The organism is Streptomyces sp. NPDC001536, assembly GCF_042894505.1.
Lineage (GTDB): Bacteria > Actinomycetota > Actinomycetes > Streptomycetales > Streptomycetaceae > Streptomyces.
Window position 1 is genome coordinate 123,628 of the sequence record NZ_JBIAVQ010000001.1, and the last position, 21,736, is coordinate 145,363.

Here is a 21,736-nt window from a genome sequence, read left to right on the forward strand (position 1 = left end):
GTTCCTGTCGTACGGAAGACATTCACGCCCCCGCACACCTGACGAGGCAGCAAGGGCTTCGCCACCCTATAAGGCAAGCCTTACCAAACCCTCACCGGGTAGGTGAATTCTCAACGACTGAGACACCAAACGGGACGGGACCCGCACTCGCGCAACGGCGAGAAGGGGACGTACCGGGGGGTGTCCGCCCGCAGCGTCGGGCGTCCAACCAAGTTCACCACTCAAGACACAGCACCGCCCGACCGAGGACGGACACCCCCCGGTGCGGCCCCGACCCCCAACGACGAGTAGTGCGCAACGCGAACCCCCACCGAACCGAAACGGGCCGCCGCAGGCATACGAGGCACACCCCGCAGCCGTCAGATCCGCGCACTCTCCAGCTGCTCCGGCAGATGCGAGGCAACCACCCGCTCCCGCCCACCACCCGGCACAGCAGCCCGCCGATCCACACCCGCAGCCACCCCCGCCACCCCCAGCCCCAACACCGCAAGCACCGCCCCCGCCACAGCCGGAGACGTCACCCCGAACCCCGCAGCAAGCGCAAGCCCCCCGAACCACGCACCCCCGGCGTTGGCCAGATTGAACGCGGCCTGATTGGCAGACGAAGCCAGGGACGGAGCCGACGAAGCCTTCTCCATGACCATCAGCTGAAGCGGCGACCCGGTGACAAAGGCGGCCACACCAAGCAGCACCACAGCAACACCGGCACTCCACTGCGCACCCATCAGCACAGGGAACAGCCCCAGCACCACAACGAGCGACACCAGCCCCCCGAACAACGTCCCCCGCATCGCGTGATCGGCAAGCCGCCCACCCACCAGGTTCCCCACCGTCGCCCCCACCCCGAACAACGCGAGCAACAGCGTCACACTCCCACCCGCGAACCCCGCGGAGTCGGTGAGCATCGGCGTGACATAGCTGTACGCGGCGAACAACGCCCCGAACCCCGCGACGGTCGTACCGAGCGCCAGCCACACCGGCAGAGACCTCAGCGCCGCGAGCTCACCCCGCACCCCGCCACCCGAACCCGCCGCCACCCGACCGTGCGGGACCAACAGGGCCAGCGCCAGGATCGCGGCCAGCCCGATCGCGCTGACACCGAGAAACGTGGCCCGCCACCCCAACTGCTGCCCCATGAGCGTGGCGACCGGAACGCCCGCGACGTTCGCGACGGTGAGCCCGAGGAACATCAGCGACACGGACCGCGCCTTGCGCTCCGGCGCGACCATGCTCGTGGCGACGACCGCACCGACACCGAAGAACGCACCGTGCGGCAGCCCGCTCAGGAACCGGGCGGCGAGCAGCCAGTGGTAGTCGGGGGCGAAGGCGGAGGCCGCGTTGCCGACGATGAACAGGGCCATCAGCCCGATCAGGACCGTACGCCGGGGCATACGGGCGGTCACGGCGGCCAGCAGCGGCGCACCGATCACGACACCCAGGGCGTACGCCGAGACAAGGTGCCCGGCGGTGGGAATGCCGATGTGGAGATCGTCCGCGACCTCGGGCAGCAGCCCCATCATCACGAACTCGGTGGTGCCGATCCCGAATGCGCCCACAGCGAGGGCGAGCAGGGCCAAGGGCATGAAGGGGCCTTCCAGGGTCGTTCCGCGGTGCTTATGTTCACCAGCGGAACAAAGCCTCTCGGGCCCAGTATTCCATGCGGTTACGACGACGTGTCGACCTTCACACGGGCAGCCACCGGAAGGTGGTCGCTCCCCGTCTCCGGCAGCGTCCACGAGCTCTCCGGCTCGACGCCCTTCACCAGGATCTGGTCGATCCGCGCCATGGGGAACGACGCCGGCCAGCTGAACCCGAACCCGCTGCCGGCCGCGCCCTGCGTGGAGCGCATCTGGGAGGTGACGGCGTTCAGGGCGCGGTCGTTCATCGTGCCGTTGAGGTCACCGAGCAGCACGACCCGCTGCAACGGCTCGTCGGCGATGGCCTCACCGAGCGCGTCGGCGCTCTTGTCGCGCTGCCGGGCGGTGAACCCGGCCTCCATCTTCACCCGGACCGAGGGCAGGTGGGCGACGTAGACCGCGAGCTGCCCCTCGGGCGTGGCCACGGTGGCACGCATGGCGCGCGTCCAGCCCAGCTTGATGTCGACGGGCTCGACCCCGCTCAGCGGGTACTTGCTCCACAGCCCGACGGTGCCCTGCACCGAGTGGTACCTGTACGTCGCCGCCAGCGCCTTCTCGTACGTCGGCACCGCCCCCGCGGTCAGCTCCTCCAACGCCACCACGTCCGCCCCGGACGCGGCCACGTCACGGGCGGTGCCGGACGGGTCGGGGTTGTCGGCGTTGACGTTGTGCGTGGCCACCGTGAGGTCGCCGCCGGAGCCGGTCTTGTCGGTGAGCAGACCGCCGAAGAGGTTGAGCCAGACGATCGCCGGGAGCAGCACGGCGATCAGAGCGGTCACCGACTTCCGTACGACACCGAGGACCAGCAGCACCGGTACGAAGACGCCCAACCAGGGCAGGAAGGTCTCGATGAGGCTGCCGAGGTTGCCGATGCGGTTGGGGATGCGCGAGTGCAACAGCATCACCAGCGCGAGGACCACCGCGAGCGCGGCGACGACCAGGCCGCGGCGCCAGATTCTCGGATCGCCGCGCCATCCGGTGAGCAGCCGGTCGAGCAGGCCCCGGAGCCTGGAGCTCCGGCGCTCGGGTCCCGAGCCACCGTTGTCCGTCTCCTCCATGTACGCCTGCTGCGCCATACCGCGTCGCCTCACTGCCCGCCGTGCATCCGTCCGTCCCCCCGTGTCTCAAGACCCTAGGGGATGATCGGTTCCGTTCCTGCCGTCCCATGACGGCCGTACCCGTACGAGCACGAACAAGTCGGTGCCGCCAGTTCCGTCCACGGACGCAGAAAGCGCCCTCTGTGACGAAACGCGCACAGTAGGGCTACGACGCCGTGGAACTGACGGTCGGTGAGCTGACGGGCCGTAGGTCCTCCCGGTCGGAGGGCCCCAGTCCTTCGAGGAGCGTGTCGACGATCTGTTCGGACAGGCCGTCCGGGAGGTCGGCGTCGGGGCGCATGACGGAACGCAGCAGCATGGGGCCGACGAAGATGTCGTTGAGCAGTTCGATGTCGACGTCCGCGCGCAGTTCGCCGTTCCTCTGCCCCCGCAGCAGGACCTCGATCCCCAGCCTGCGCCGGGGCGCGATGACGAGGTTGTGGTACGCCTCCCAGATCTTCGGGCTGCTCTTCATCTGGGCGTGCACGTTGTGCAGGATCACCGAGGAACGGCTGACCAGTCCGCGCCGGCGCAGCGTCTCCAGGAGGACCACGAGGTCGTCGCGCATGGAGGTGCCGGGGAGTTCGGGGTCCGGGGGTTCGGCGCTGCGGATGACATCGACGAAGAGCTCCTCTTTCCCGCTCCAGCGGCGGTAGATGGTCGCCTTGCCGACGCCCGCGGTACGGGCGATGCGCTCGATGGACAGCTCCGCGAGCGGCACGCCCTCCTCCAGGAGCTTCATCGCACCCTCGACGATGGCACGCTCCACGGCCTCACTACGGGGCCGACCCCGCACGGGGCCCGCTTGCCCGGGCTGACCTTCGGCGAGGCTGCTCACGTCACCGGATCCCTTCTGTGTCCTGGCACGATTGTCCCCCGCCGAGGCCCACACCGAAGATCCGACAGGAACCACACCCGTCGCCCCGAGCCCACGACCGCCGGAACCGGGACCAACCCCCCGAAGGAAACCCACCGCCGGGGTTTTGTCGGGGCGGGTGCCCCGTCGGTGTTCCGTGGTCTGCCGGGTGTGGTCCCGCCCCGGGAATCGCGCCCCGGGACACGGCCGGGGTGCGCCCGCGGCCCCGGTGCGGGATGCGCCCGCGGCCCCGGTGCGGGATGCGCCCGCATACCGACCGCCTCCTACTCCGCCGCCGTCACCAACTCCCGCCCCTCCTCGTCCTTCTGGGCGGTCGGCGGCTTGCCCGGGAGGAACAGGGCGACCACGATCGCGCCGAGCACCGCGACGCCCGCGCCCCACAGGGCGGTGACGTGCATGGCGTGCAGGAAGGCGTCGTGGGCGGGGACGATGAGCGCGTCTCCCTTGGGGCCGAGCTTGTCGGCGACGCCGAGGGTGGCCTCGATGGACTCGCCCGCGGTGTGGCGCAGCCCGGGCGGGAGGAGGCCGAGCTTGTCCTCGATGCCGCTGCGGTACGCCGTGGACAGCACCGAGCCGAGGACGGCGATACCGAGGGCGCCGCCGAGCTGACGGAAGGTGTTGCTGAGGGCGGAGGCGGACCCGGCCTTCTCGCGGGGCAGGGCCTGCATGATGACGACGCTCACCGGGGTCATGATGTGCGCCATGCCCGCGCCCATGAGGAAGAACACGACCTCCAGCATCCAGATCGGCGTGTCCGCCTCGAACCCGGCGAACGCGGCGAGCGTCGCGGCGATGACGAGCAGTCCGGCCGTGGTGGTGGCCTTGTTGCCGAACCGGTCGACGACCAGCCGGGCCCGCGGCGCGAAGATCATCTGCGCGGCGGCCAGCGGCAGCATCAGCAGGCCGGTCTCCAGCGGCGAGTACCCGCGCACGCTCTGCGTGTAGAACACCGAGAAGAAGGTCACGCCCATCAGCGCGAAGAAGACCAGCGCGATGGCGGCGATCGCGGCGGAGAACACCTTGTTCTTGAAGTACGTCACATCGATGGACGGATGGTCGCTGCGCTTCTCGAAGACCACGAAGGCGACGAGTACGGCCAGACCCGCGCCGATCGTCGACAGCACCTTCGCGTCCGTGAAGTCCGCGAGCTGGCCGCCCTTGATGATGCCGTAGACCAGCAGGACCAGGCCCACCACGGACAGCACGACACCGATCGGGTCGATACGGCCGGGATTCGGGTCCCGGGAGTCGGGCACGAGCCAGATCATCAGCCCGACGGCGAGGACCACGATCGGGACGTTGATGAGGAAGACGGACCCCCACCAGAAGTGGTCCAGGAGCACACCGCCGGTGATCGGCCCGATGGCGATGGCGAGCCCGACTCCACCGGCCCAGATACCGATGGCCTTGGGCTGCTCCTCGCGCTCGAAGACGTTCATGAGCACCGCGAGGGTGGCGGGCATCACGAACGCGGCGCCGAGACCCATCACCGCGCGGAACGCGATCAGCTCGGTCGGCGACCCCGCGGTGGCGGCGAGCGCGGACCCGATGCCGAAGACGGCGAGCCCGCCGAGGAGCACCCTCTTGCGGCCGAGCCGGTCCCCCAGCAGACCGGCGCTGAAGAGGAGCCCCGCGAAGACAAGGGTGTAGGAGTTGATCGCCCACTCCAGCTCGCTCTGGGTGGCGCCCAGGCCGGTGGGGGCGGGGGTCGAGATCGTCTTGATCGCGACGTTCAGGATCGAGTTGTCGAGCACCACGATCAACAGGCTCAGCATCAGCACGCCGAGGATCGCCCAGCGGCGCCGGTGCACGGCTTCCGGTACGCGGGAGCCGGTGAGGGCAGGGTCGGCAGGAGAAGTCATACGGTCGACCCTAGACCTATTTCGATACGACACCGTCTCGTATCGTAATTCTTTACGGAGACCTTAAGAAGAGCCCTAGGACCCGGGACGTACGCCGCTCAAGGCGTGACCCAAGTCCCCCGCCCCGGTCTGGCCGAGCGTGACACGAAGTGCCACCATGGGAGGTGATCCGGGGACGCCGTAAGGGTGCCTCGAGATGACGTGTAAGGAGCAGTTCCATGACGCAGCTCTCGGCTGCCCAGACGAAGCCCACCGACGGCAGCAAAGCGCTGTACGGGGGCAAGGGCACACGCCGTATCACTGTTCGCGACATCGCCCTCGCCAAGGAGCGGGGCGAGAAGTGGCCCATGCTCACCGCCTACGACGCGATGACCGCGTCCGTCTTCGACGAGGCCGGCATCCCGGTCATGCTCGTCGGCGACTCCGCGGGCAACTGCCACCTCGGGTACGAGTCGACCGTGCCCGTCACCCTCGACGAGATGACGATGCTGTCCGCGGCCGTGGTCCGGGGCACCTCCCGAGCCCTGATCGTCGGCGACCTCCCCTTCGGCTCCTACCAGGAGGGCCCCGTACAGGCGCTCCGGTCCGCCACCCGCCTGATCAAGGACGCCGGCGTCGGCGCGGTCAAGCTGGAGGGCGGCGAGCGGTCCTACGAGCAGATCCGCATGCTGGTCGAGGCCGGCATCCCCGTCATGGCCCACATCGGCCTCACCCCGCAGTCCGTCAACGCCATGGGCTACCGCGTCCAGGGCCGCGGCGAGGAGGCGGCCGCACAGCTGCTCCGCGACGCCAAGGCCGTCCAGGACGCCGGCGCGTTCGCGGTGGTCCTCGAACTGGTCCCCGCGGAGCTGGCGGCCGAGGTCACCCGCTCCCTGCACATCCCGACCGTCGGCATCGGCGCCGGGGCGGAGACCGACGCCCAGGTCCTCGTCTGGACCGACATGCTCGGCCTCACCGCCGGCCGCGTCCCGAAGTTCGTGAAGAAGTACGCCGACCTCCGCGAGGTCATGGGCAACGCGGCGAAGGCGTTCGCCGAGGACGTGGTCGGCGGCACCTTCCCGCTGGAGGAGCACAGCGTCCACTAGAGCCATTGCGGCACCAAGGCAGCCCCGCCGATCTTCCCCCGCCGGCGGGGCTGCCGTCCCCCTTTTTGCGCCTAAACCGGCGCCGCTCTCGCGGACGTGGTTGCTCGCCGTCGTGGTTCCTCAATTGATGGTTGCGGTCGTCGTCAGGGAAGAATCCGGTGCTGTCGGTCGCGTGTCGGCGGTGTCGGTGACCTGTCGGTGGTTTGTCGGTGCGCCCTGACACCGTCTTCCCCATGACGCGAATCGACAAGAACCCCAACGGCGCCGACATCGCCGTGACCGTGCGGGGGCTGGTGAAGCACTACGGCGAGACGAAGGCACTGGACGGTGTGGACCTGGACGTGCGGGAGGGGACCGTGATGGGGGTGCTCGGGCCCAACGGTGCCGGGAAGACCACCCTCGTCCGCATCCTGTCCACCCTCCTCGCCCCGAACGCCGGACAGGCCACCGTCGCCGGATACGACGTCGTACGGCAGCCCCGCCAGCTGCGCAGGGTCATCGGCCTCACCGGCCAGTACGCCTCCGTCGACGAGAAGCTCCCCGGCTGGGAGAACCTGTACATGATCGGGCGGCTGCTCGACCTGCCCCGCAAGGACGCCCGCCAGAGGGCCGACGAGCTGCTGGAGCGCTTCTCGCTCACCGAGGCCGCCAAGCGGCCGGCGAGCACGTACTCCGGCGGTATGCGCAGGCGGCTCGACCTCGCCGCGTCCATGATCGGCCGGCCCGCCGTCCTCTTCCTCGACGAGCCCACCACCGGCCTCGACCCCCGTACCCGCAACGAGGTGTGGGACGAGGTCAAGCGGATGGTCGGGGACGGCGTCACCGTCCTGCTCACCACGCAGTACATGGAGGAGGCCGAGCAGCTGGCCGACGAGCTCACCGTCGTCGACCGCGGCAAGGTCATCGCCGGCGGCGGCATCGAGGAGCTGAAGGCCAAGGTCGGCGGACGGACCCTGCGGGTACGGCCCGTGGACCCGCTCCAGCTGCGGCCGCTCGCCTCCTACCTCGACGGCCTCGGCATCACCGGCCTCGCCACCACCACCGTGGACCCCGACGCCGGTTCCCTCCTCGTACCGATCCTCAGCGACGAGCAGCTGACCGCGGTGGTCGGCGCGGTCACCGCGCGCGGCGTGACGATCTCCTCCATCACCACCGAACTCCCCAGCCTGGACGAGGTGTTCCTGTCCCTCACCGGCCACCGCGCGAGCGCCCCGCAGGACGCCGTGCCCGCCGACGACCGCGAGGAGGTCGCCGTATGAGCGCCGCCACCGCCACCCCGTCCGTCTCCGCCGCCGCCACTGACGACGTCCGCATCCCGCTGCGCGGGCATCTGCGGCACACCAGCGCCCTCATCCGCCGCAATCTGCTCTGGATCCGCCAGGACCCGGAGTCGATGGCCGACGCGCTGCTGATGCCGGTCATCTTCACGCTGCTGTTCGTGTTCGTCTTCGGCGGCTCGATCGGGCAGGCCCTGGGCGGCGGGCAGGACCAGTACGTGCAGTACGTGATCCCCGGCATGATCGCGATGATGAGCATGACGCTCTCGCAGGGCGTCGGCACCGGCTTCAGCCAGGACTTCAACTCCGGCGTCATGGACCGCTTCCGGTCCCTGCCGATCGGGCGCGGTTCCGTGCTCTTCGCGAAGATCTCGGTGGAGCTGCTGCGGATGCTGTTCGCGACCGCCGTGCTGATGATCGTCGCCGTTCTGGTCGGGTTCGACATCACCAACTGGGCCGGACTGCTGGCGACGGTGGCGCTGTCCACCGCGTTCGCCTCGTCGATCATGTGGGTGTTCCTCACCCTGGGCGTGATCATGAAGAGCGCGCAGTCCGTGCAGGCCATGGGCTTCCTGGTGCTGTTCCCGCTCCAGTTCGGCTCGTCGATCTTCGCGCCGACCGGTTCCATGCCGGGCTGGCTCCAGGCCTTCACCGACTACAACCCGCTGTCCACGCTCGCCGACGCGGCGCGCGGACTGATGGTGGGCGGCCCGGTCGCCCACGACCTGTGGGTGACGCTCGCCTGGTCGGTCGCGATCACGGCGGTCATGGCGCCGGTCGCGATCCACAAGTTCAAGACCAAGAGCTGACGTTCGCCTCGTCGGTGCGCGTCAGATGAGGGCGGTGGCCTCCGTGGGGGAGAGGCCGCCGCCCTCCGCGTGCGCCGCCTCGAACGCCTCGTCGCCGAGCGCGGTGCGCGCGTGGCGTTCGGCCCGGCCGTACGTCTCGCGTTCCAGGGCGGTCGCGACATGGCCGGGCGGCAGCATCCCGCGCGCGGTCCCGAGGATGCGGGCCGCGTCACGGGGCCTGTTCTCGCCGTCGGGGGCGGCCACGGCGATCGCCGCGATCGACAGGTACAGCGGTCGCATGAACGGGGCGATGGCCTCGGACAGCGGATCGTCGGCCTTGTCCAGCGCATCCCGGACCTTGGCCAGGCAGGCGTCGTAGCAGCCGTCGGCCGCCTCCAGCCAGGCTTCCGAACCGAGGATGAACGCGTCGAAGACGACGAAGTGGGCGATGAAGAACTCCTCGCGCAGCAGCCGCAGTTGCTCGCGCGCCTCCGCGGTCCGGCCGGTGAAGGCGAGATGCGCGGAGAGGAACATCCGGGCGGCGGGCAGGGCCCCGTTGACCCCGCCCTCCTGCTGGGCGATCACCTCGCGCAGGATCCGCTCGGCCCGCTCGCTCTGGCCCGCCTCCATGAGCGCGCTGCCGAGCCGGGCGCGCAGCACCGCGTTCTGGGCACGGGCGCCGAGCCGGTCGGCCTGCTCCATGGCCGCCTCGTAGTCGGCGGCGGCGTCCAGCCAGGCGCCCGAGCGCTCCCGGGCCTCACCGCGCGCGGACAGCGCCTCCGCGGTGCCCCAGGCGTCCCCCAGACCTTGGAAGATCTCCAGCGCCTCGTCGGCGTCGCGCGTCGCGTCGCCCGCCCAGTCGGCCCGGTTGGCGAGGATGTTGGCGCGGATCTGGAGGGTGCCGGCGAGCTCCCACTCCATCCCCGGCGTCGTACGGCAGGTGTGGACGGCGGCGTCGAGGATCTCGGCCAGCCGCGGCACACCTCCGCTCAGCATCACGGCGTAGAACCAGAGCATGCCCGGGGGACGGCAGACCTGCGGCAGACCCGGTTCGTAGACCTCCGTGATCAGGCGCAGCTTCTCCTTGGCCTCCGGGGTCTCCCAGGCGTCCAACTCCGTGTCCATGCAGGCCAGATGGGAGAGGTGGATACCGCGCCGGGCCTCGGCGAGGAGCTCGCCGGTCAGCGGGGGCGGCCAGTCGGTGCAGCGCTGGTGGACCGGGGCGGCCCGGCGCAGGGGCGCGGTGAACGGGTCGGGGCCGAGGGCCATGATCTCGCTGTACCAGTTGCGGGCCTCGATACGGACGTCGCGCAGCTGCCAGTACCAGGCCAGCGACAGCCCCAGGCAGATGGCCTCCTGCTCGTCGCGCTCGGCGACGGCGTGCCGCAGGGCGGTGCGCAGGTTCTCGTACTCTCGCTCCAGCCGTTCGATGGCGAGGAGTTGGCTCGGGCCGCGCAGCAACGGGTCGGTGGTGCGGGCGAGTTCGCGGTAGTACGTCAGATGCGCGCGCTCCGCCTCCCCGCGCCGGCCGGTCTCGTCGAGCCGCTCGCCCGCGTACTCGGCGACGGTCTCCAGGAGCCGGTAGCGCATCTCGCCGCCCTCGCCCGAAGGGGTGGCGACCACAAGGGACTTGTCGACGAGCGAGCCCAGCGCCTCCAGTGCGACGGGACCGCAGACGGCCTCCGCGGCGGCCAGGTCGCAGCCGCCGGCGAACACCGACAGCCGCCGCAGCACGTCCCGTTCGTCCTCGTCGAGCAGCTCCCAGGACCAGTCGACGACGGCCCGCAGCGTCTGCTGGCGGGGCAGGACGGTACGGCTGCCGGAGGTGAGCAGCCGGAAGCGGTCGTCGAGCCGGTCGGCGATCTGACGTGGCGTCAACATGCGGAGCCGGGCGGCCGCGAGCTCGATCGCGAGGGGCAGTCCGTCGAGGCGTCGGCAGATCTCGGCACAGGCCGCGGCGGTCTCCTCGTCGGCCTCGACCCGGAACCCGGGCCGGGCCGCGGCCCCGCGATCGGCGAGCAGCCGCAGCGCGACCGGCTCGGGCAGCGGCTCTACGGGCCGCAGCAACTCCCCCGGTACGCCGAGCGGTTCACGGCTGGTGGCCAGGACCGTCACCTGCGGGCAGCGCGCCAGCAGCTCCTCCACGAGACGGGCGGCGGCATCGACGACATGCTCGCAGTTGTCGAGGATCAGCAGCATCCGGCGCTTGCCGCAGTGCTCCGCGAGCCGCTCCACGGGGTCGGCGTGCCGTTCGTTCCCGGCCCGCATCGCCTCCGCGCCCGCGCCGTACAGCACGGTCTCCCGGGCCCCGACGGCGGTCAGCACGGCCTCCGGCACGCCCTCCGGATCGTCGACCGGAGCGAGTTCGGCCAGCCACACCCCGTCCCGCGCGGCGTACCGCACGGTCTCGGCCGCCTCCTGCGACAACCGTGTCTTGCCCGCACCGCCCGGACCGAGCAGGGTCACGAGCCGCGCCGTCGCGAGGTCACCGCGGATGGCATCGATGTCGCTCTCGCGGCCGACGAAGGAGGTGAGACGGGCGCGGAGGTTGCCGAGCGCGGGAGGCTCGGCGACCGTGGGCTCGGCGAACGCGGCCCGCGAGTCCTGGTCGCCGCCGACGTCCGGCGCGGCAGCAGCCGGACCTGGCGCGCCCGATATCCCAGGTCGCAGCAACTCCCCGTGCAGCGCTCGCAGTTCGGGCCCGGGGTCCGCCCCCAGCTGCTCGGCCAGCACCCGTCGTACGTCCTCGTAGGCCGCCAGCGCCTCGGCCGTGCGGCCCGCGTCGCGAAGGGCGCGCAGCCGCAGGGCCTGGAGGGGCTCGTCCAGCGGATGGCTGTCGCACAGGGCGGTCAGTTCGGGGAGGGACTGCTCGGCCTGGCCGAGGGCGAGGGCGGCGGTGTGGCGGGCGCGCAGGGCGTCCAGGCGCCGGGTCTCCCAGCGGGCCGCGTCGGCGGTGCGGTCGGGCAGGTCGGCGAGGACGGGGCCGCGCCACAGGGCGAGGGCGTCGTCGAGGACGACGGCCGCCTTCGCGGGGTCGCCGTCGGCGAGCGCGCGCATGCCCTCGCCGGTCAGCCGGTCGAAGCGGTGCAGGTCGATGTCGTCGGGCGCGGCGACGAGCCGGTAACCGCCGTCCGCGGAGGCGACCGCGTCCGCGCCGAGGGCCCGACGCAGCCGGCCCACCAGCGCCTGCACCGCGCCCTGCGCGTCGGCGGGCGGATCACCGTCCCACACCTCGTCGACCAGCAGGCTCACGGCGACCGCGCGGCCGGGCCGCAGCGCGAGCACGGTCAGCAGAGCGCGCAGCCGTGCGCCGCCGACGGGGAGCGGGGTGCCGTCGGGGCGGAGTACCTGGGTGGTGCCGAGGATGCGATAGCGCACGGGGTCCATTGTCTCTGGTGGGTTCGGGGGCAGTCACGGGGTTCAGGCGTGAGCGGGCGCCGTGTCGGTTCCGGCGGGCGGCGGGTCAGGTGGGCCGGTCCCGCACCGTGCTGAACGTCTCCAGCAGTGCCGCCAGCGAGTGGGCGTCGATGCCCTCCGTCTCGGCACCGGGAGGCGCGTCCTCGGGCAGACCGCTCGCCTTGCGCACGGCGTACGACAGCCAGGAGTCGGTGTCCGGTACCTCCAGGGTCACGAAGACCCCCGCGCCCCGGTGCCGGCGCGGCCGGCCGTCCGGGCCCTTGCCCGCGGCCTTGTCGCCGAACCACTTCGGGCAGCGCTCCACCGCCTTCAACCACCGCTCCCCGGGAACCGGCTCCCATGCCCCGTCCCCGGGCTCCGGCCGGGCGTACCCCTGCGTCAGCACCTGCACGGCCCGCACCCGGCCCCGCGTCTCGGGCAGCTCGGCGCCATGGGTCTCGACCGTGAGCAGGCCGGCCTCGCGCATCCGGTCCCCCGTCCGATCCGGTACGGCGACCACGAGCCCGTTCTCGTCCGCCAGCACCCCGTCCGCCACCGGCCCCACGACCTTGGTCAGCTGATCGTGCCAGCCGCCGCCGAGCAGGTCCCCCTCGCTCAACAGCAACGGCCAGCTCACCTCGTCCCCCACCGAGAACGGCGTACCGCAGCACTCCATCTGCCAGTCCTCGTAGAACACATGCCAAAGCCCCATGGCCCCACCTTCTACGGAACCGATGAGGTACCGCGAGACGTTTTCGTCGTACGCCCGGTACGGTCGGGCAGTCCCAGAGCGTGTACGAGAGTCGGGGGAACCCCATGACCACCACAGCCGCCCGCAACAGCGACCGGCGGATCAGCCCCGTCTTCGTGGGGATCCTGGCCGTCACGGCGGTGACCGGCTGGGCCACCTGGACCGGGTTCGCCGAGCAACCCGGCGTGGCCGTGTTCCTGTTCGTGACGGCAGCCTGGATCGTCTCCCTGTGTCTGCACGAGTACGCACACGCGCGTACCGCCCTGCACAGCGGGGACATCACCGTCGGTTCGAAGGGTTACCTCACGCTCAATCCTTTGAAGTACACCCATGCGCTGCTCAGCATCGTCCTCCCCGTCCTCTTCGTGATCATGGGCGGGATCGGTCTGCCGGGCGGGGCCGTGTTCATCGAGCGGGGGCGGATCCGGGGGCGCTGGAAGCACAGTCTGATCTCGGCGGCCGGGCCGCTGACCAATGTGCTGTTCGCGGTCGTGTGCACGGCCCCGTTCTGGCTGGACGCCCTGGACGGGGTGCCGGCGGACTTCCGGTTCGCGCTGGCCTTCCTCGCGCTGCTCCAGGTGACGGCCGCGATCCTGAACTTCCTGCCGATTCCGGGCCTGGACGGCTATGGCGTGATCGAGCCCTGGCTGTCGTACAAGATCAAGCGGCAGGTGGAGCCCTTCGCACCGTTCGGCCTGCTGTTCGTGTTCGCGCTGCTGTGGGTGCCGTCGGTGAACCACGCGTTCTTCGACGTGATCGACTCGGTTCTGGCCTCGCTCGGCATCAGTGACTTCGAGACGTACTGCGGCCAGGACCTCTACCGCTTCTGGCAGACGAGCGACTTCTGCTCGGTCAGCGGGTGACGGACTTCTCCGCCTTGGCGCGCTTGACGTAGTACCAGCACATGTTGCTGGACAGCCCCACGATCAGCACCCACACGATCCCCAGGAAGCTGCCCTGGACGAAGGAGACGACCGCCGCCGCCACGGCGAGGAGACAGACGATCAGGGAGTAGAGGGCGAGGCGGGGCATGGGGTCGGCTCTCCTGTCGGGAAAGGTGTCGGGGGACACTGGTGATGTCGTCGTCCAGTGTCCCCCATCGGCTCATACGTCCGTGACGCGCAGACCCGCGTGCGCCTTGTAGCGGCGGTTCACGGAGATCAGGTTGGCGACCAGCGACTCGACCTGGTGGGCGTTGCGCAGGCGCCCCGCGAAGATGCCGCGCATGCCGGGGATACGGCCGGCCAGGGCCTGGACGATCTCGACGTCGGCCCGTGCCTCGCCGAGGACCATGACGTCGGTGTCGATCTCGTCGATCTCCGGGTCCTCCAGCAGGACCGCCGAGAGGTGGTGGAAGGCGGCGGTGACCCGGGAGTCCGGGAGCAGGGCGGCGGCCTGCTGGGCGGCGCTGCCCTCCTCGGGCTTCAGGGCGTAGGCACCCTGCTTGTCGAAGCCGAGCGGGTTGACGCAGTCGACGACCAGCTTCCCGGCCAGTTCCTCGCGCAGTGACTCCAGCGTCTTGCCGTGGCCGTCCCAGGGCACGGCGACGATCACGATGTCGCTGCGGCGCGCGGTCTCGGCGTTGTCGGCGCCCTCGACGCCGTGCCCGAGCTCGTCGGCGGCGGCCTGGGCGCGGTCGGCGGCGCGGGAGCCGATGATCACCTTCTGGCCGGCCTTGGCGAGCCGGTAGGCGAGGCCCTTGCCCTGGGGGCCGGTCCCGCCGAGCACGCCGACGACAAGCCCGGAGACGTCGGGGAGGTCCCAGGGGTCCTTGGCAGGGGCCTTCTGTGCACTGTCGGTAGAGGTCATGGGCCGACTTTACGTGCGCCCCGCGTGCCCCGGCCGGTCAGGTGAGCCGCGTCACGGGCACCCGCCGGAAGACGATCCGTTCGTAGGCGCCGAAGTCGCCGGTCTCGTGGAGGAGTCCGACGGTGTCGGTGTCGACGCGGACCAGGTCGGAGTAGGCGGCGGGGAGGCCGTCGGTCGTGTGGCGGGGGTGCCAGGTGGTGCCGTTGTCGGTGGAGACGCGGATGGTCATCAGGGCGCGGGCGTCGGGGAGGGCGGGGCCGGAGAAGAGGAGGAGGTCGGGGTCGCGGAGCTGGAGGAGGCTGCCCTCGCAGACGGGGCCGGTGAGGCCTGCCTGGGGGCGGAAGGGGGTGTGGAGGGTTTTTCCGCCGTCCCTGGAGTGGGCGTCGGCGCGGTTGCCGGGTGAGGGGGAGTCGTTGCGGGTGTTGAAGCAGACGCGGCCGTCGGGGAGTTCGGCGGCGGTGGTCTCGTTGGCGTTGATGTAGCCGTCGGTGTTCTCGTCGAGGTAGCCGAGGGTCCAGGTCTGGCCTCGGTCGTCGCTGAGCAGGCAGTGGCCGCTGTTGTACTTCGCCTCGTTGCCGATGTCCGTGCCGGTGGGCGGGAGGGTGTGGTTGGCGGGGACGACGACCCGGCCGGTGGTGAGCTGGAGGGCGTGGCCGGGTGTGGTGGCGTACCAGCGCCAGCCGGTCTTCTTCACGGACGGGGTGATGTCCCGGGGGCTCGACCAGGTGACGCCTTCGTCGTCGCTGTGCTGCACCCACACCCGCCGTCCGTCGGCCTCGGTGACCTTGCCGCGGAGGATGGCGTCCTCGCTGGCGGAGGCGGCGGCGCGGATGTGGACGAGGAGGACGCGGCCGGTGTCGAGGACGACGGGGGCGGGGTTGCCGGCGAGGTCGGTCCCGTTGCTCGCGGCGACGGTGAGCGGGCTCCAGGTGCGGCCGCCGTCGGTGGAGCGTTTGAGGACGATGTCGATGTGGCCGTGGTCGCGTGCGGAGTTCACCCGGCCCTCGCAGAACGCCAGCAGGGTTCCGGAGGCGGTGCGGACCACTGCCGGGATCCGGAAGCTGGCGTATCCCTCGCGGCCGGCGCGGAAGGGGACGGTGGTCTCGGGCATGGGCGCGCTCCTCCTGGTGGCGGGTCGCTTCTCCTGCCCGGTTCGGGCGAATTCGTGGTGAACTCCGGGTCACGAGTGGCTGCTTGCGGCAGGATGCGGCCCCATGGACGCCGTACGTGTCGCGTTGCTGCGTGAAGTGCTCGCCGGGACCGAGTGGTTGGGGGCGACCCGGAGGTTCGCCGGGGTGCTGCGCGGCTCGGTGGTCTCGCACGGCGGCGGTCTGCTGCTGGTCGGCACGCCGGAGTACGAGCCGTGGCATCTGGCCGCCCATCTCGTGGACGAGGCGGCCTGGTCGGGCACACCGGAGCTGGCCCCCACACTCGTACGCCATGAGGCGCAGCCCTCGGATCCGGCCCATCTGGCCGTCGGCCTCGGGCGGTTGGCGGCGGCACAGCGCGGCGAGACGCTGCTGGTGGTGTCCCCGGCGGGTCCGGACGCCCCCCTTCTGGAACGCGTGCACGACGCCCGCCGGGCCGGCGCGACGGTACTGGCGCTCGGCCCCGACGACGCCGACCTGGCGGCGATGGCCCATGAATCCCTCACCGTCCCGAACGGCCCCGACCTGGACCTCGACACCGTCCAACACCTGGTGAGCGCGGCGGCGGGCGAGAACGCCCTCCCGACGCCACGAACCCGCCGCCGTTTCCGGGACCGGCTCTCCCGCCTGACGGATCATCTGACGGCGCCGCCGCCGGCGCGGTGGTAGGGCGGCGCGCGGGGAGGTGCGGGCCGGTCAGGGCGGTGGTCGGGTCCGCGGGGTGAGGGAAGGCGGTCGCCGACACGCGGCGCCAGGCGGTCACCGGCGTGGCATGCGTGTGCGGTGCCGCCACGAGACCGTCCCCCGCGTGGCACGGGAGCCCGTCGGCGGCGCGGATGCGAGGCCGTGACCAGGTCGGCACGGATGCCGCCCCCGGCCGCGTGCCCCGGAAGTACACGTGCTCCGCCCCTCTCGACTCCCCTGCCCCGAAATTCGGTTGTCCTCGGCAGGTATCGCGCTCGACCATGACCCGTCGTGACCGACGACGACACCGCTCCCCCGGCTTCTCCCCCCGCCTCCCGTCTCCGCTCCGTGCTGCCCGATCTCACCCCGTGGCGGGCCTCGGCGGACTTCCGGCGGTTGTGGGTGTCGGGGTTGGTCTCGAACTTCGGGAGTTTTCTGACGTTCGTCGCGCTGCCGGTGCAGATCAAGGAGTTGACGGACTCCGCGGCGGCGGTGGGCGCGATCGGGGCGGTCGAGCTGATTCCGCTGATCGTCTTCGGGTTGTACGGCGGTGCGCTGGCCGACGCGATGGACAAGCGGGGGCTGATCATCTGGACGGAGGCCGGGCAGGGGCTGCTGAGCGCGGTGCTGCTGGTGAACGCGCTGACGCCGAGCCCGGCGGTGTGGCCGCTGTATCTCGTCGCCGCCCTGTCCTCCGCGCTCGTGTCGGTCCAGCGCCCGGCGCTCGACTCGCTCTGGCCGCGGATCGTGGCCCATGAGCAGCTGCCTGCCGCGGCGTCCCTCAACACGTTCCGCTGGACGGTGGGCGGGGTCGCGGGCCCGGCGGTGGCGGGTGTGGTGGTGGCGTACGCCGGACTGGGCTGGGCCTACGCGGCGGATCTGGTCACCTTCGTGGTCTCGGTCGCGCTGATCGTCCCGATCGCCTCCTCCCCCGCCGCGCACGAGGCGGCGAAGCCGTCGCTGAAGGCGATCGCCGAGGGCGCCCGGTACGCCTGGAGCCGCAAGGAGCTGCTCGGTACCTACGCCGTCGACCTCGCCGCGATGTTCCTGGCGATGCCGCTGGCCCTGCTGCCGTTCCTGGCGGACGAGCTGGACGCCGAGTGGTCGCTGGGGCTGATGTACGCGACGATCCCGCTCGGGGCGCTGCTGGTGAGCGTGACGAGCGGCTGGACGGCGCGGATCCACCGGCACGGCCGGATGGTGGTGCTGTCGGCCGCGCTGTGGGGGCTGGCGATCGCGGCGGCCGGCATCGCCGGCGATGTGTGGCTGGTGCTGCTGTTCCTGACCGTGGCCGGCGGCTGCGACATGGTCAGCGGGATCTTCCGCGGGATCATGTGGAACCAGACGATCCCGGACGAGCTGCGGGGCCGGCTCGCCGGGATCGAGCTGCTGTCGTACTCCGTCGGTCCGACCCTCGGCCAGGTCAGGTCGGGCGGTTTCGCCGCGTGGTGGGGTGTGCGGACGTCGGTGTGGTCGGGCGGTCTGCTGTGCGCCGGCGCGGTGGGCCTGCTGGCGCTGTGTCTGCCGAAGCTGATGACGTACGACGCCCGGACGGACGAGCACGCGGCGCGGGTGCGGGAGCAGCGGGCGGCGGCACAGGGGGCTGTGGCCTCCCCGACCGAGGCGTGACGGCAGGGGGTGCCTCTCAGCCCCTCTCAGCCGCCCTCAACCCGCGCCTCCCCTTCAGTCCGTGTCCGTGGCACCGCCCGCCGAGGCGTCGTGCCACTTGGGGTCGTTCTCCCACTGGAGGTTGCGCTCGCGGGCGGTCTCCATCGCGTGCTCGGCCTCCTGCCGGGAGGCGTAGGGACCGAAACGGTCCTTGCCGGGGCAGTCCGGCCCCTCCTCGACCTTCTTGTGCTCCAGGCAGTAGAACCACTCGCCCGGCTTGCCGACCGTGCGCTTCTTGAACAGGGCCATGACCAGCTCCTCTCGCCAGGGACATGTTCCCCCACGGGGGCTCGTTAGACTCGCTGGCATGTCTGGCCAGTCGCTGCTCGTACCAGGGGAGCTGTCCCCCACCCGTTCCGTGCCCGGAAACATCCGCCGTCCCGAGTACGTCGGCAAGCCGGCGCCGACGCCGTACACCGGACCGGAGGTGCAGACGCCGGAGACCATCGAGGCGATGCGGATCGCCGGCCGGATCGCCGCGCAGGCGATGGCGGAGGCGGCGAAGCTGATCGCCCCCGGCGTGACCACCGACGAGCTGGACAAGGTGGCGCACGACTACATGTGCGATCACGGCGCCTACCCGTCGACGCTCGGCTACCGCGGCTTCCCCAAGTCGCTGTGCACGAGTGTCAACGAGGTGATCTGCCACGGGATCCCGGACTCGACGGTGCTGCGGGACGGCGACATCGTCAACCTCGATGTGACGGCGTACATCGGCGGGGTGCACGGTGACAACAACGCGACGTACCTGGTCGGGGACGTCGACGAGGAGAGCAGGCTGCTGGTCGAGCGGACGCGCGAGTCGCTGGACCGTGCGATCAAGGCGGTCAGGCCGGGCCGTCAGATCAACATCATCGGCCGGGTCATCGAGTCGTACGCCAAGCGCTTCGGCTACGGCGTGGTCCGGGACTTCACGGGGCACGGCATCAACTCGTCGTTCCACTCGGGCCTGATCATCCCCCACTACGACAGCCCGCACGCGACGACGGTGATCCAGCCCGGCATGACGTTCACGATCGAGCCGATGCTGACGCTGGGCACGCATGACTACGACATGTGGGACGACGGCTGGACGGTCGTCACGAAGGACCGCAAGCGCACGGCGCAGTTCGAGCACACGCTGGTGGTGACGGAGAGCGGCGCCGAGATCCTGACGCTGCCGTAGCAGGCCCGTGGACCCGTCCCCTGCTGGGGGCGGGTCTTTTCTTGTACGCTTTTACCGACAGGGCGTCGGCAAACCTATTGACTTAGGTAAGCCTTACCTTAGAGGATGTACTGCATGGACTCCTTCTCGACAGTCATCCGCACCGCCTCCCATGAGCAGCACGTGGAGGCGGAGACCTCGTCGTTCATGAGTGACCTGCTCGGCGGCAGGTTGGGCGTGGACGCGTACGCGCGGTACACCGAGCAGCTGTGGTTCGTGTACGAGGCGCTGGAGAGCGGAGCCGAGCGGCTGGCCGCGGATCCGGTGGCCGGGCCCTTCATCCAGCCCGAGCTGTACCGGCTGGGCGCGCTGGAGCGGGACCTTGAGCATCTGCGGGGCGCCGACTGGCGTACGGGGCTGACCGCGCTGCCGGCCACGCAGGCCTACGCGGACCGGGTCCGTGAGTGCGCCACCGAGTGGCCGGCCGGTTACATCGCCCACCACTACACGCGCTACCTCGGCGACCTCTCCGGCGGCCAGATCATCCGCGACAAGGCGGAGCGGACGTGGGGCTTCGAGCGCAAGGGCGACGGAGTGCGCTTCTACGTCTTCGAGGGGATCGCCAACCCCGCCGCGTTCAAGCGGGGTTACCGGGAGCTGCTGGACGCGGTCCAGGCCGACGACCTGGAGCAGCAGCGGATCGTGTCGGAGTGCAAGAAGGCGTTCGCGCTGAACACCGCGGTCTTCCGCGCCCTGGGCGAGGAGTTCCCGCTGAGCGCCTAGCTAGCGCTCCAGGAACACCCGTCCGCCGATCTCCACCCAGCCGCCGGGCTGGGGTGCGGTGAGGATCTGTGAGCCCGCGCCCTGAGTGATGTTCAAGGCACGGCCCAGCTGTTCGGTGAGCAGGAGGGCGGCCGCGCCGGTCGCCTCGTCCTCGTCGATCCCGTCGTCCCGCCCGGGGAACGCCCGCGCGCGCACGCGTCCCGCGGGCTCGTCCTCCCAGGACCAGGCGTAGATCCACTCCCCTTTCGGCGGCACGTCCAGGTCGTCGACCTCGGCGGCCGTCGCGTACTGCCGCAGCGTCCGCGGCGGCGCCCACTCCGCCCGCGCCTCGATCCAGCTGAACTCGCCGTCGAGCCGGGTCCCCACGACGCCGGCCGGCGTGACCAGTTCCGGCACGTCGAGCAGCCATGCGGTGCCGACGCAGGGATGACCGGCGAAGGGCAGCCGCAGGGTCGGCGTATAGATGTCGATGACCCCGCGCTCCGGGTCGTCCACGAACACGGTCTCACTGAACCCGAGCTTCCCGGCGAACAGCTGCCGTTCCGCACGGTCCGGCATCACGGATCCCTCACGGATGACGCCGAGTTCATTGCCGTATCCGCCGTTCGCCGCGCAGAAGACGCGCAGTACGTCGTAGTCAGTCACGGGGGAATTGAAACATCGCCCGGTCGGCGAGGTCGTCCCAGGCCCCGGCTCCGCCGGGGAGGGGCCAGAAGTCGGTGCGGAGCGAGCCGTACGGAAGCGAGGCGAGCAGCTCCGCGTGCCCCTGCTCCATGGCGGCCCGTCGGCGTGCGTGGCCCGGGTCGTCGGGACGTGTCGGCGGCTGCCGCAGGCGCTTCTCGTGGTCGCGGGTCGCGTCCTCGGCCACCCGCCGCCACACGTCCTCGTCGGGCACCCGGCCGAGCATCACGCACTCCGGCGTCCGGCCCTCCGCCAGCGCGGCCACCGCCCGGTCGTGGCCGTCCAGGATCACGCAGCCGTCCAGGAAGGTCACCGACCACAGCAGGACGGGCGCGAGAGTTCCCTCGCGGGCGTGTTTGCGGTACGCCTTCACCCGGCCGGCATCCGGTGGCGAGAGGCGGCGGAGCGGGAGGACGCCGTTCCAGCCGCCACCGCAGTACAGCTCCAACTGGCCACCCGGCCAGACCTTCACGAACTCCTCGGTCCAGACGTACGGCGGGAACTCGGTCCGCAGGGCCAGCTCCCAACGTCCGTCCAGCAACGGGGTGCCGTCCGCGTCCTCCAGCCAACGCGCGTACCGGTGCGGCCAGTTGGCGTTCGACCTCATGTCCGCCGAGCGCAGGGGCGGCAGCGGGGAGCGGTAACCCTCGAGACGGTGCAGGTGCAGATCCCGGCAGCAGTGCCGGCCCACCGTCCGACCGAGCAGCACGGGCCGCTCTCCCTGCCGCAGCAGTATCCCGCCGTCGCCCGTCGTCTCGAAACGCAGCCCCGGCGGGCCGGGGCGGGCCGATACGTTCAGTACCAGCCGTCCCGGCCCGAGCAGTTCCCTGTGCCCCCTGTTCACGGGGACAGTTCTACGCCTCGGTACAAGATCCCGCCGCATCCGATGACTTCCAGCCAGACAAGGTAAGGCTAACCTAAGCTGGTCGAAGCCGCGCACCGACCAGGTGCTGAAGTCGGTCGTGGAGCAGCTGCACGAGAAGGACGGTGGGGCGTGACCGTACTGGAGAAGGCCGCGGCTCAGGCGGGCGGCACGGCTGAATCACCGC

20 protein-coding genes are annotated in these 21,736 nt (G+C 71.1%); 8 read left to right on the top strand and 12 right to left on the bottom strand.

Features of this window, described 5'->3' with window-relative positions; translation table 11 throughout:
• Positions 1–359 precede the first annotated feature (359 nt).
• The 4 genes from ACFY0U_RS00540 to ACFY0U_RS00555 form a co-directional block, all read right to left on the bottom strand.
• The gene (locus ACFY0U_RS00540; RefSeq protein ID WP_388628044.1) at positions 360–1,583 is read right to left on the bottom strand and encodes an MFS transporter; all 1,224 of its coding nucleotides are present in this window, start codon (positions 1,581–1,583) and stop codon (positions 360–362) included.
• An 80-nt stretch (positions 1,584–1,663) separates the two neighbouring features.
• Complete coding sequence (locus tag ACFY0U_RS00545) at positions 1,664–2,713, bottom strand: endonuclease/exonuclease/phosphatase family protein (RefSeq protein WP_388628046.1); 1,050 nt, start codon at positions 2,711–2,713, stop codon at positions 1,664–1,666.
• A 187-nt stretch (positions 2,714–2,900) separates the two neighbouring features.
• On the bottom strand, positions 2,901–3,572 hold the full coding sequence (locus ACFY0U_RS00550; RefSeq protein ID WP_388628048.1) for a TetR/AcrR family transcriptional regulator: 672 nt from the start codon (positions 3,570–3,572) through the stop codon (positions 2,901–2,903).
• A gap of 302 nt (positions 3,573–3,874) precedes the next feature.
• Positions 3,875–5,473 (bottom strand): MFS transporter, encoded by a 1,599-nt coding sequence (locus ACFY0U_RS00555; protein WP_388628051.1) that lies wholly within the window; start codon positions 5,471–5,473, stop codon positions 3,875–3,877.
• Positions 5,474–5,691: 218 nt separating this feature from the next.
• Here ACFY0U_RS00555 and panB point away from each other — a divergent pair, with 218 nt between their 5' ends.
• From panB to ACFY0U_RS00570, 3 genes are all read left to right on the top strand, one after another.
• Entirely contained in the window at positions 5,692–6,558 is an 867-nt protein-coding gene (gene panB / locus ACFY0U_RS00560; protein WP_388628054.1) for a 3-methyl-2-oxobutanoate hydroxymethyltransferase, read from the top strand.
• Between the two features lie 233 nt (positions 6,559–6,791).
• On the top strand, positions 6,792–7,817 hold the full coding sequence (locus ACFY0U_RS00565) for an ATP-binding cassette domain-containing protein (RefSeq protein WP_388628056.1): 1,026 nt from the start codon (positions 6,792–6,794) through the stop codon (positions 7,815–7,817).
• A complete protein-coding gene (locus tag ACFY0U_RS00570; protein ID WP_388628059.1) occupies positions 7,814–8,644 on the top strand; it encodes an ABC transporter permease in 831 nt (276 codons plus the stop codon). Before ACFY0U_RS00565 ends, ACFY0U_RS00570 begins: the two co-directional genes overlap by 4 nt.
• A 21-nt stretch (positions 8,645–8,665) precedes the next feature.
• On the opposite strand, the gene ACFY0U_RS00575 is transcribed toward ACFY0U_RS00570, so the two are convergent.
• Together ACFY0U_RS00575 and ACFY0U_RS00580 are read right to left on the bottom strand one after the other, a co-directional pair.
• Positions 8,666–12,010: a BTAD domain-containing putative transcriptional regulator gene (locus tag ACFY0U_RS00575; protein WP_388628061.1), complete on the bottom strand. Its 3,345-nt coding sequence runs from the start codon at positions 12,008–12,010 to the stop codon at positions 8,666–8,668.
• A 76-nt stretch (positions 12,011–12,086) separates the two neighbouring features.
• Positions 12,087–12,731: a DUF6578 domain-containing protein gene (locus ACFY0U_RS00580; protein WP_388628064.1), complete on the bottom strand. Its 645-nt coding sequence runs from the start codon at positions 12,729–12,731 to the stop codon at positions 12,087–12,089.
• Between the two features lie 104 nt (positions 12,732–12,835).
• On the opposite strand from ACFY0U_RS00580, the gene ACFY0U_RS00585 reads away from it, so the two are divergent.
• Complete coding sequence (locus tag ACFY0U_RS00585; RefSeq protein ID WP_388628066.1) at positions 12,836–13,633, top strand: site-2 protease family protein; 798 nt, start codon at positions 12,836–12,838, stop codon at positions 13,631–13,633.
• Here ACFY0U_RS00585 and ACFY0U_RS00590 read toward each other — a convergent pair.
• The 3 genes from ACFY0U_RS00590 to ACFY0U_RS00600 form a co-directional block, all read right to left on the bottom strand.
• Positions 13,623–13,802, bottom strand: a complete 180-nt coding sequence (locus ACFY0U_RS00590) for a hypothetical protein (RefSeq protein ID WP_388628069.1) — start codon at positions 13,800–13,802, stop codon at positions 13,623–13,625. The genes ACFY0U_RS00585 and ACFY0U_RS00590 overlap by 11 nt on opposite strands.
• 72 nt (positions 13,803–13,874) lie before the next feature.
• On the bottom strand, positions 13,875–14,579 hold the full coding sequence (gene npdG, locus ACFY0U_RS00595) for an NADPH-dependent F420 reductase (RefSeq protein WP_327716735.1): 705 nt from the start codon (positions 14,577–14,579) through the stop codon (positions 13,875–13,877).
• 37 nt (positions 14,580–14,616) lie between these two features.
• Complete coding sequence (locus tag ACFY0U_RS00600) at positions 14,617–15,690, bottom strand: exo-alpha-sialidase (RefSeq protein WP_388628072.1); 1,074 nt, start codon at positions 15,688–15,690, stop codon at positions 14,617–14,619.
• A 103-nt stretch (positions 15,691–15,793) separates the two neighbouring features.
• Here ACFY0U_RS00600 and ACFY0U_RS00605 point away from each other — a divergent pair, with 103 nt between their 5' ends.
• Complete coding sequence (locus ACFY0U_RS00605; RefSeq protein ID WP_388628074.1) at positions 15,794–16,396, top strand: hypothetical protein; 603 nt, start codon at positions 15,794–15,796, stop codon at positions 16,394–16,396.
• A 306-nt stretch (positions 16,397–16,702) separates the two neighbouring features.
• A complete protein-coding gene (locus tag ACFY0U_RS00610; RefSeq protein WP_388628076.1) occupies positions 16,703–18,040 on the top strand; it encodes an MFS transporter in 1,338 nt (445 codons plus the stop codon).
• A gap of 54 nt (positions 18,041–18,094) precedes the next feature.
• Here ACFY0U_RS00610 and ACFY0U_RS00615 read toward each other — a convergent pair whose 3' ends face one another.
• Positions 18,095–18,328 (bottom strand): hypothetical protein, encoded by a 234-nt coding sequence (locus tag ACFY0U_RS00615; protein WP_388628078.1) that lies wholly within the window; start codon positions 18,326–18,328, stop codon positions 18,095–18,097.
• Positions 18,329–18,386: 58 nt separating this feature from the next.
• On the opposite strand from ACFY0U_RS00615, the gene map reads away from it, so the two are divergent.
• Entirely contained in the window at positions 18,387–19,244 is an 858-nt protein-coding gene (map, locus tag ACFY0U_RS00620; RefSeq protein ID WP_388628080.1) for a type I methionyl aminopeptidase, read from the top strand.
• 114 nt (positions 19,245–19,358) lie between these two features.
• Positions 19,359–20,006, top strand: coding sequence for a heme oxygenase (biliverdin-producing) (locus ACFY0U_RS00625; RefSeq protein ID WP_388628082.1), 648 nt, complete (start codon positions 19,359–19,361; stop codon positions 20,004–20,006).
• On the opposite strand, the gene ACFY0U_RS00630 is transcribed toward ACFY0U_RS00625, so the two are convergent.
• Together ACFY0U_RS00630 and ACFY0U_RS00635 are read right to left on the bottom strand one after the other, a co-directional pair.
• Positions 20,007–20,651, bottom strand: a complete 645-nt coding sequence (locus ACFY0U_RS00630; RefSeq protein WP_388628084.1) for a PhzF family phenazine biosynthesis protein — start codon at positions 20,649–20,651, stop codon at positions 20,007–20,009. It abuts the gene before it with no gap.
• Positions 20,644–21,531 carry a hypothetical protein gene (locus ACFY0U_RS00635; RefSeq protein WP_388628086.1) on the bottom strand — a complete coding sequence of 296 codons (888 nt, stop codon included), beginning with the start codon at positions 21,529–21,531 and terminating at the stop codon, positions 20,644–20,646. Before ACFY0U_RS00635 ends, ACFY0U_RS00630 begins: the two co-directional genes overlap by 8 nt.
• Positions 21,532–21,736 lie beyond the last annotated feature (205 nt).

What these genes read in the sequence shown, in the direction of transcription:
- ACFY0U_RS00605 (WP_388628074.1), top strand. Translation starts at nt 15,794, where the DNA reads ATGGACGCCGTACGTGTCGCGTTGCTGCGTGAAGTGCTCGCCGGGACC.
- ACFY0U_RS00540 (WP_388628044.1), bottom strand. Translation starts at nt 1,583, where the DNA reads ATGCCCTTGGCCCTGCTCGCCCTCGCTGTGGGCGCATTCGGGATCGGC.
- ACFY0U_RS00545 (WP_388628046.1), bottom strand. Translation starts at nt 2,713, where the DNA reads ATGGCGCAGCAGGCGTACATGGAGGAGACGGACAACGGTGGCTCGGGA.
- ACFY0U_RS00570 (WP_388628059.1), top strand. Translation starts at nt 7,814, where the DNA reads ATGAGCGCCGCCACCGCCACCCCGTCCGTCTCCGCCGCCGCCACTGAC.
- ACFY0U_RS00590 (WP_388628069.1), bottom strand. Translation starts at nt 13,802, where the DNA reads ATGCCCCGCCTCGCCCTCTACTCCCTGATCGTCTGTCTCCTCGCCGTG.
- ACFY0U_RS00600 (WP_388628072.1), bottom strand. Translation starts at nt 15,690, where the DNA reads ATGCCCGAGACCACCGTCCCCTTCCGCGCCGGCCGCGAGGGATACGCC.
- panB (WP_388628054.1), top strand. Translation starts at nt 5,692, where the DNA reads ATGACGCAGCTCTCGGCTGCCCAGACGAAGCCCACCGACGGCAGCAAA.
- ACFY0U_RS00555 (WP_388628051.1), bottom strand. Translation starts at nt 5,473, where the DNA reads ATGACTTCTCCTGCCGACCCTGCCCTCACCGGCTCCCGCGTACCGGAA.
- ACFY0U_RS00585 (WP_388628066.1), top strand. Translation starts at nt 12,836, where the DNA reads ATGACCACCACAGCCGCCCGCAACAGCGACCGGCGGATCAGCCCCGTC.
- ACFY0U_RS00625 (WP_388628082.1), top strand. Translation starts at nt 19,359, where the DNA reads ATGGACTCCTTCTCGACAGTCATCCGCACCGCCTCCCATGAGCAGCAC.
- npdG (WP_327716735.1), bottom strand. Translation starts at nt 14,579, where the DNA reads ATGACCTCTACCGACAGTGCACAGAAGGCCCCTGCCAAGGACCCCTGG.
- ACFY0U_RS00615 (WP_388628078.1), bottom strand. Translation starts at nt 18,328, where the DNA reads ATGGCCCTGTTCAAGAAGCGCACGGTCGGCAAGCCGGGCGAGTGGTTC.
- map (WP_388628080.1), top strand. Translation starts at nt 18,387, where the DNA reads ATGTCTGGCCAGTCGCTGCTCGTACCAGGGGAGCTGTCCCCCACCCGT.
- ACFY0U_RS00580 (WP_388628064.1), bottom strand. Translation starts at nt 12,731, where the DNA reads ATGGGGCTTTGGCATGTGTTCTACGAGGACTGGCAGATGGAGTGCTGC.
- ACFY0U_RS00575 (WP_388628061.1), bottom strand. Translation starts at nt 12,010, where the DNA reads ATGGACCCCGTGCGCTATCGCATCCTCGGCACCACCCAGGTACTCCGC.
- ACFY0U_RS00565 (WP_388628056.1), top strand. Translation starts at nt 6,792, where the DNA reads ATGACGCGAATCGACAAGAACCCCAACGGCGCCGACATCGCCGTGACC.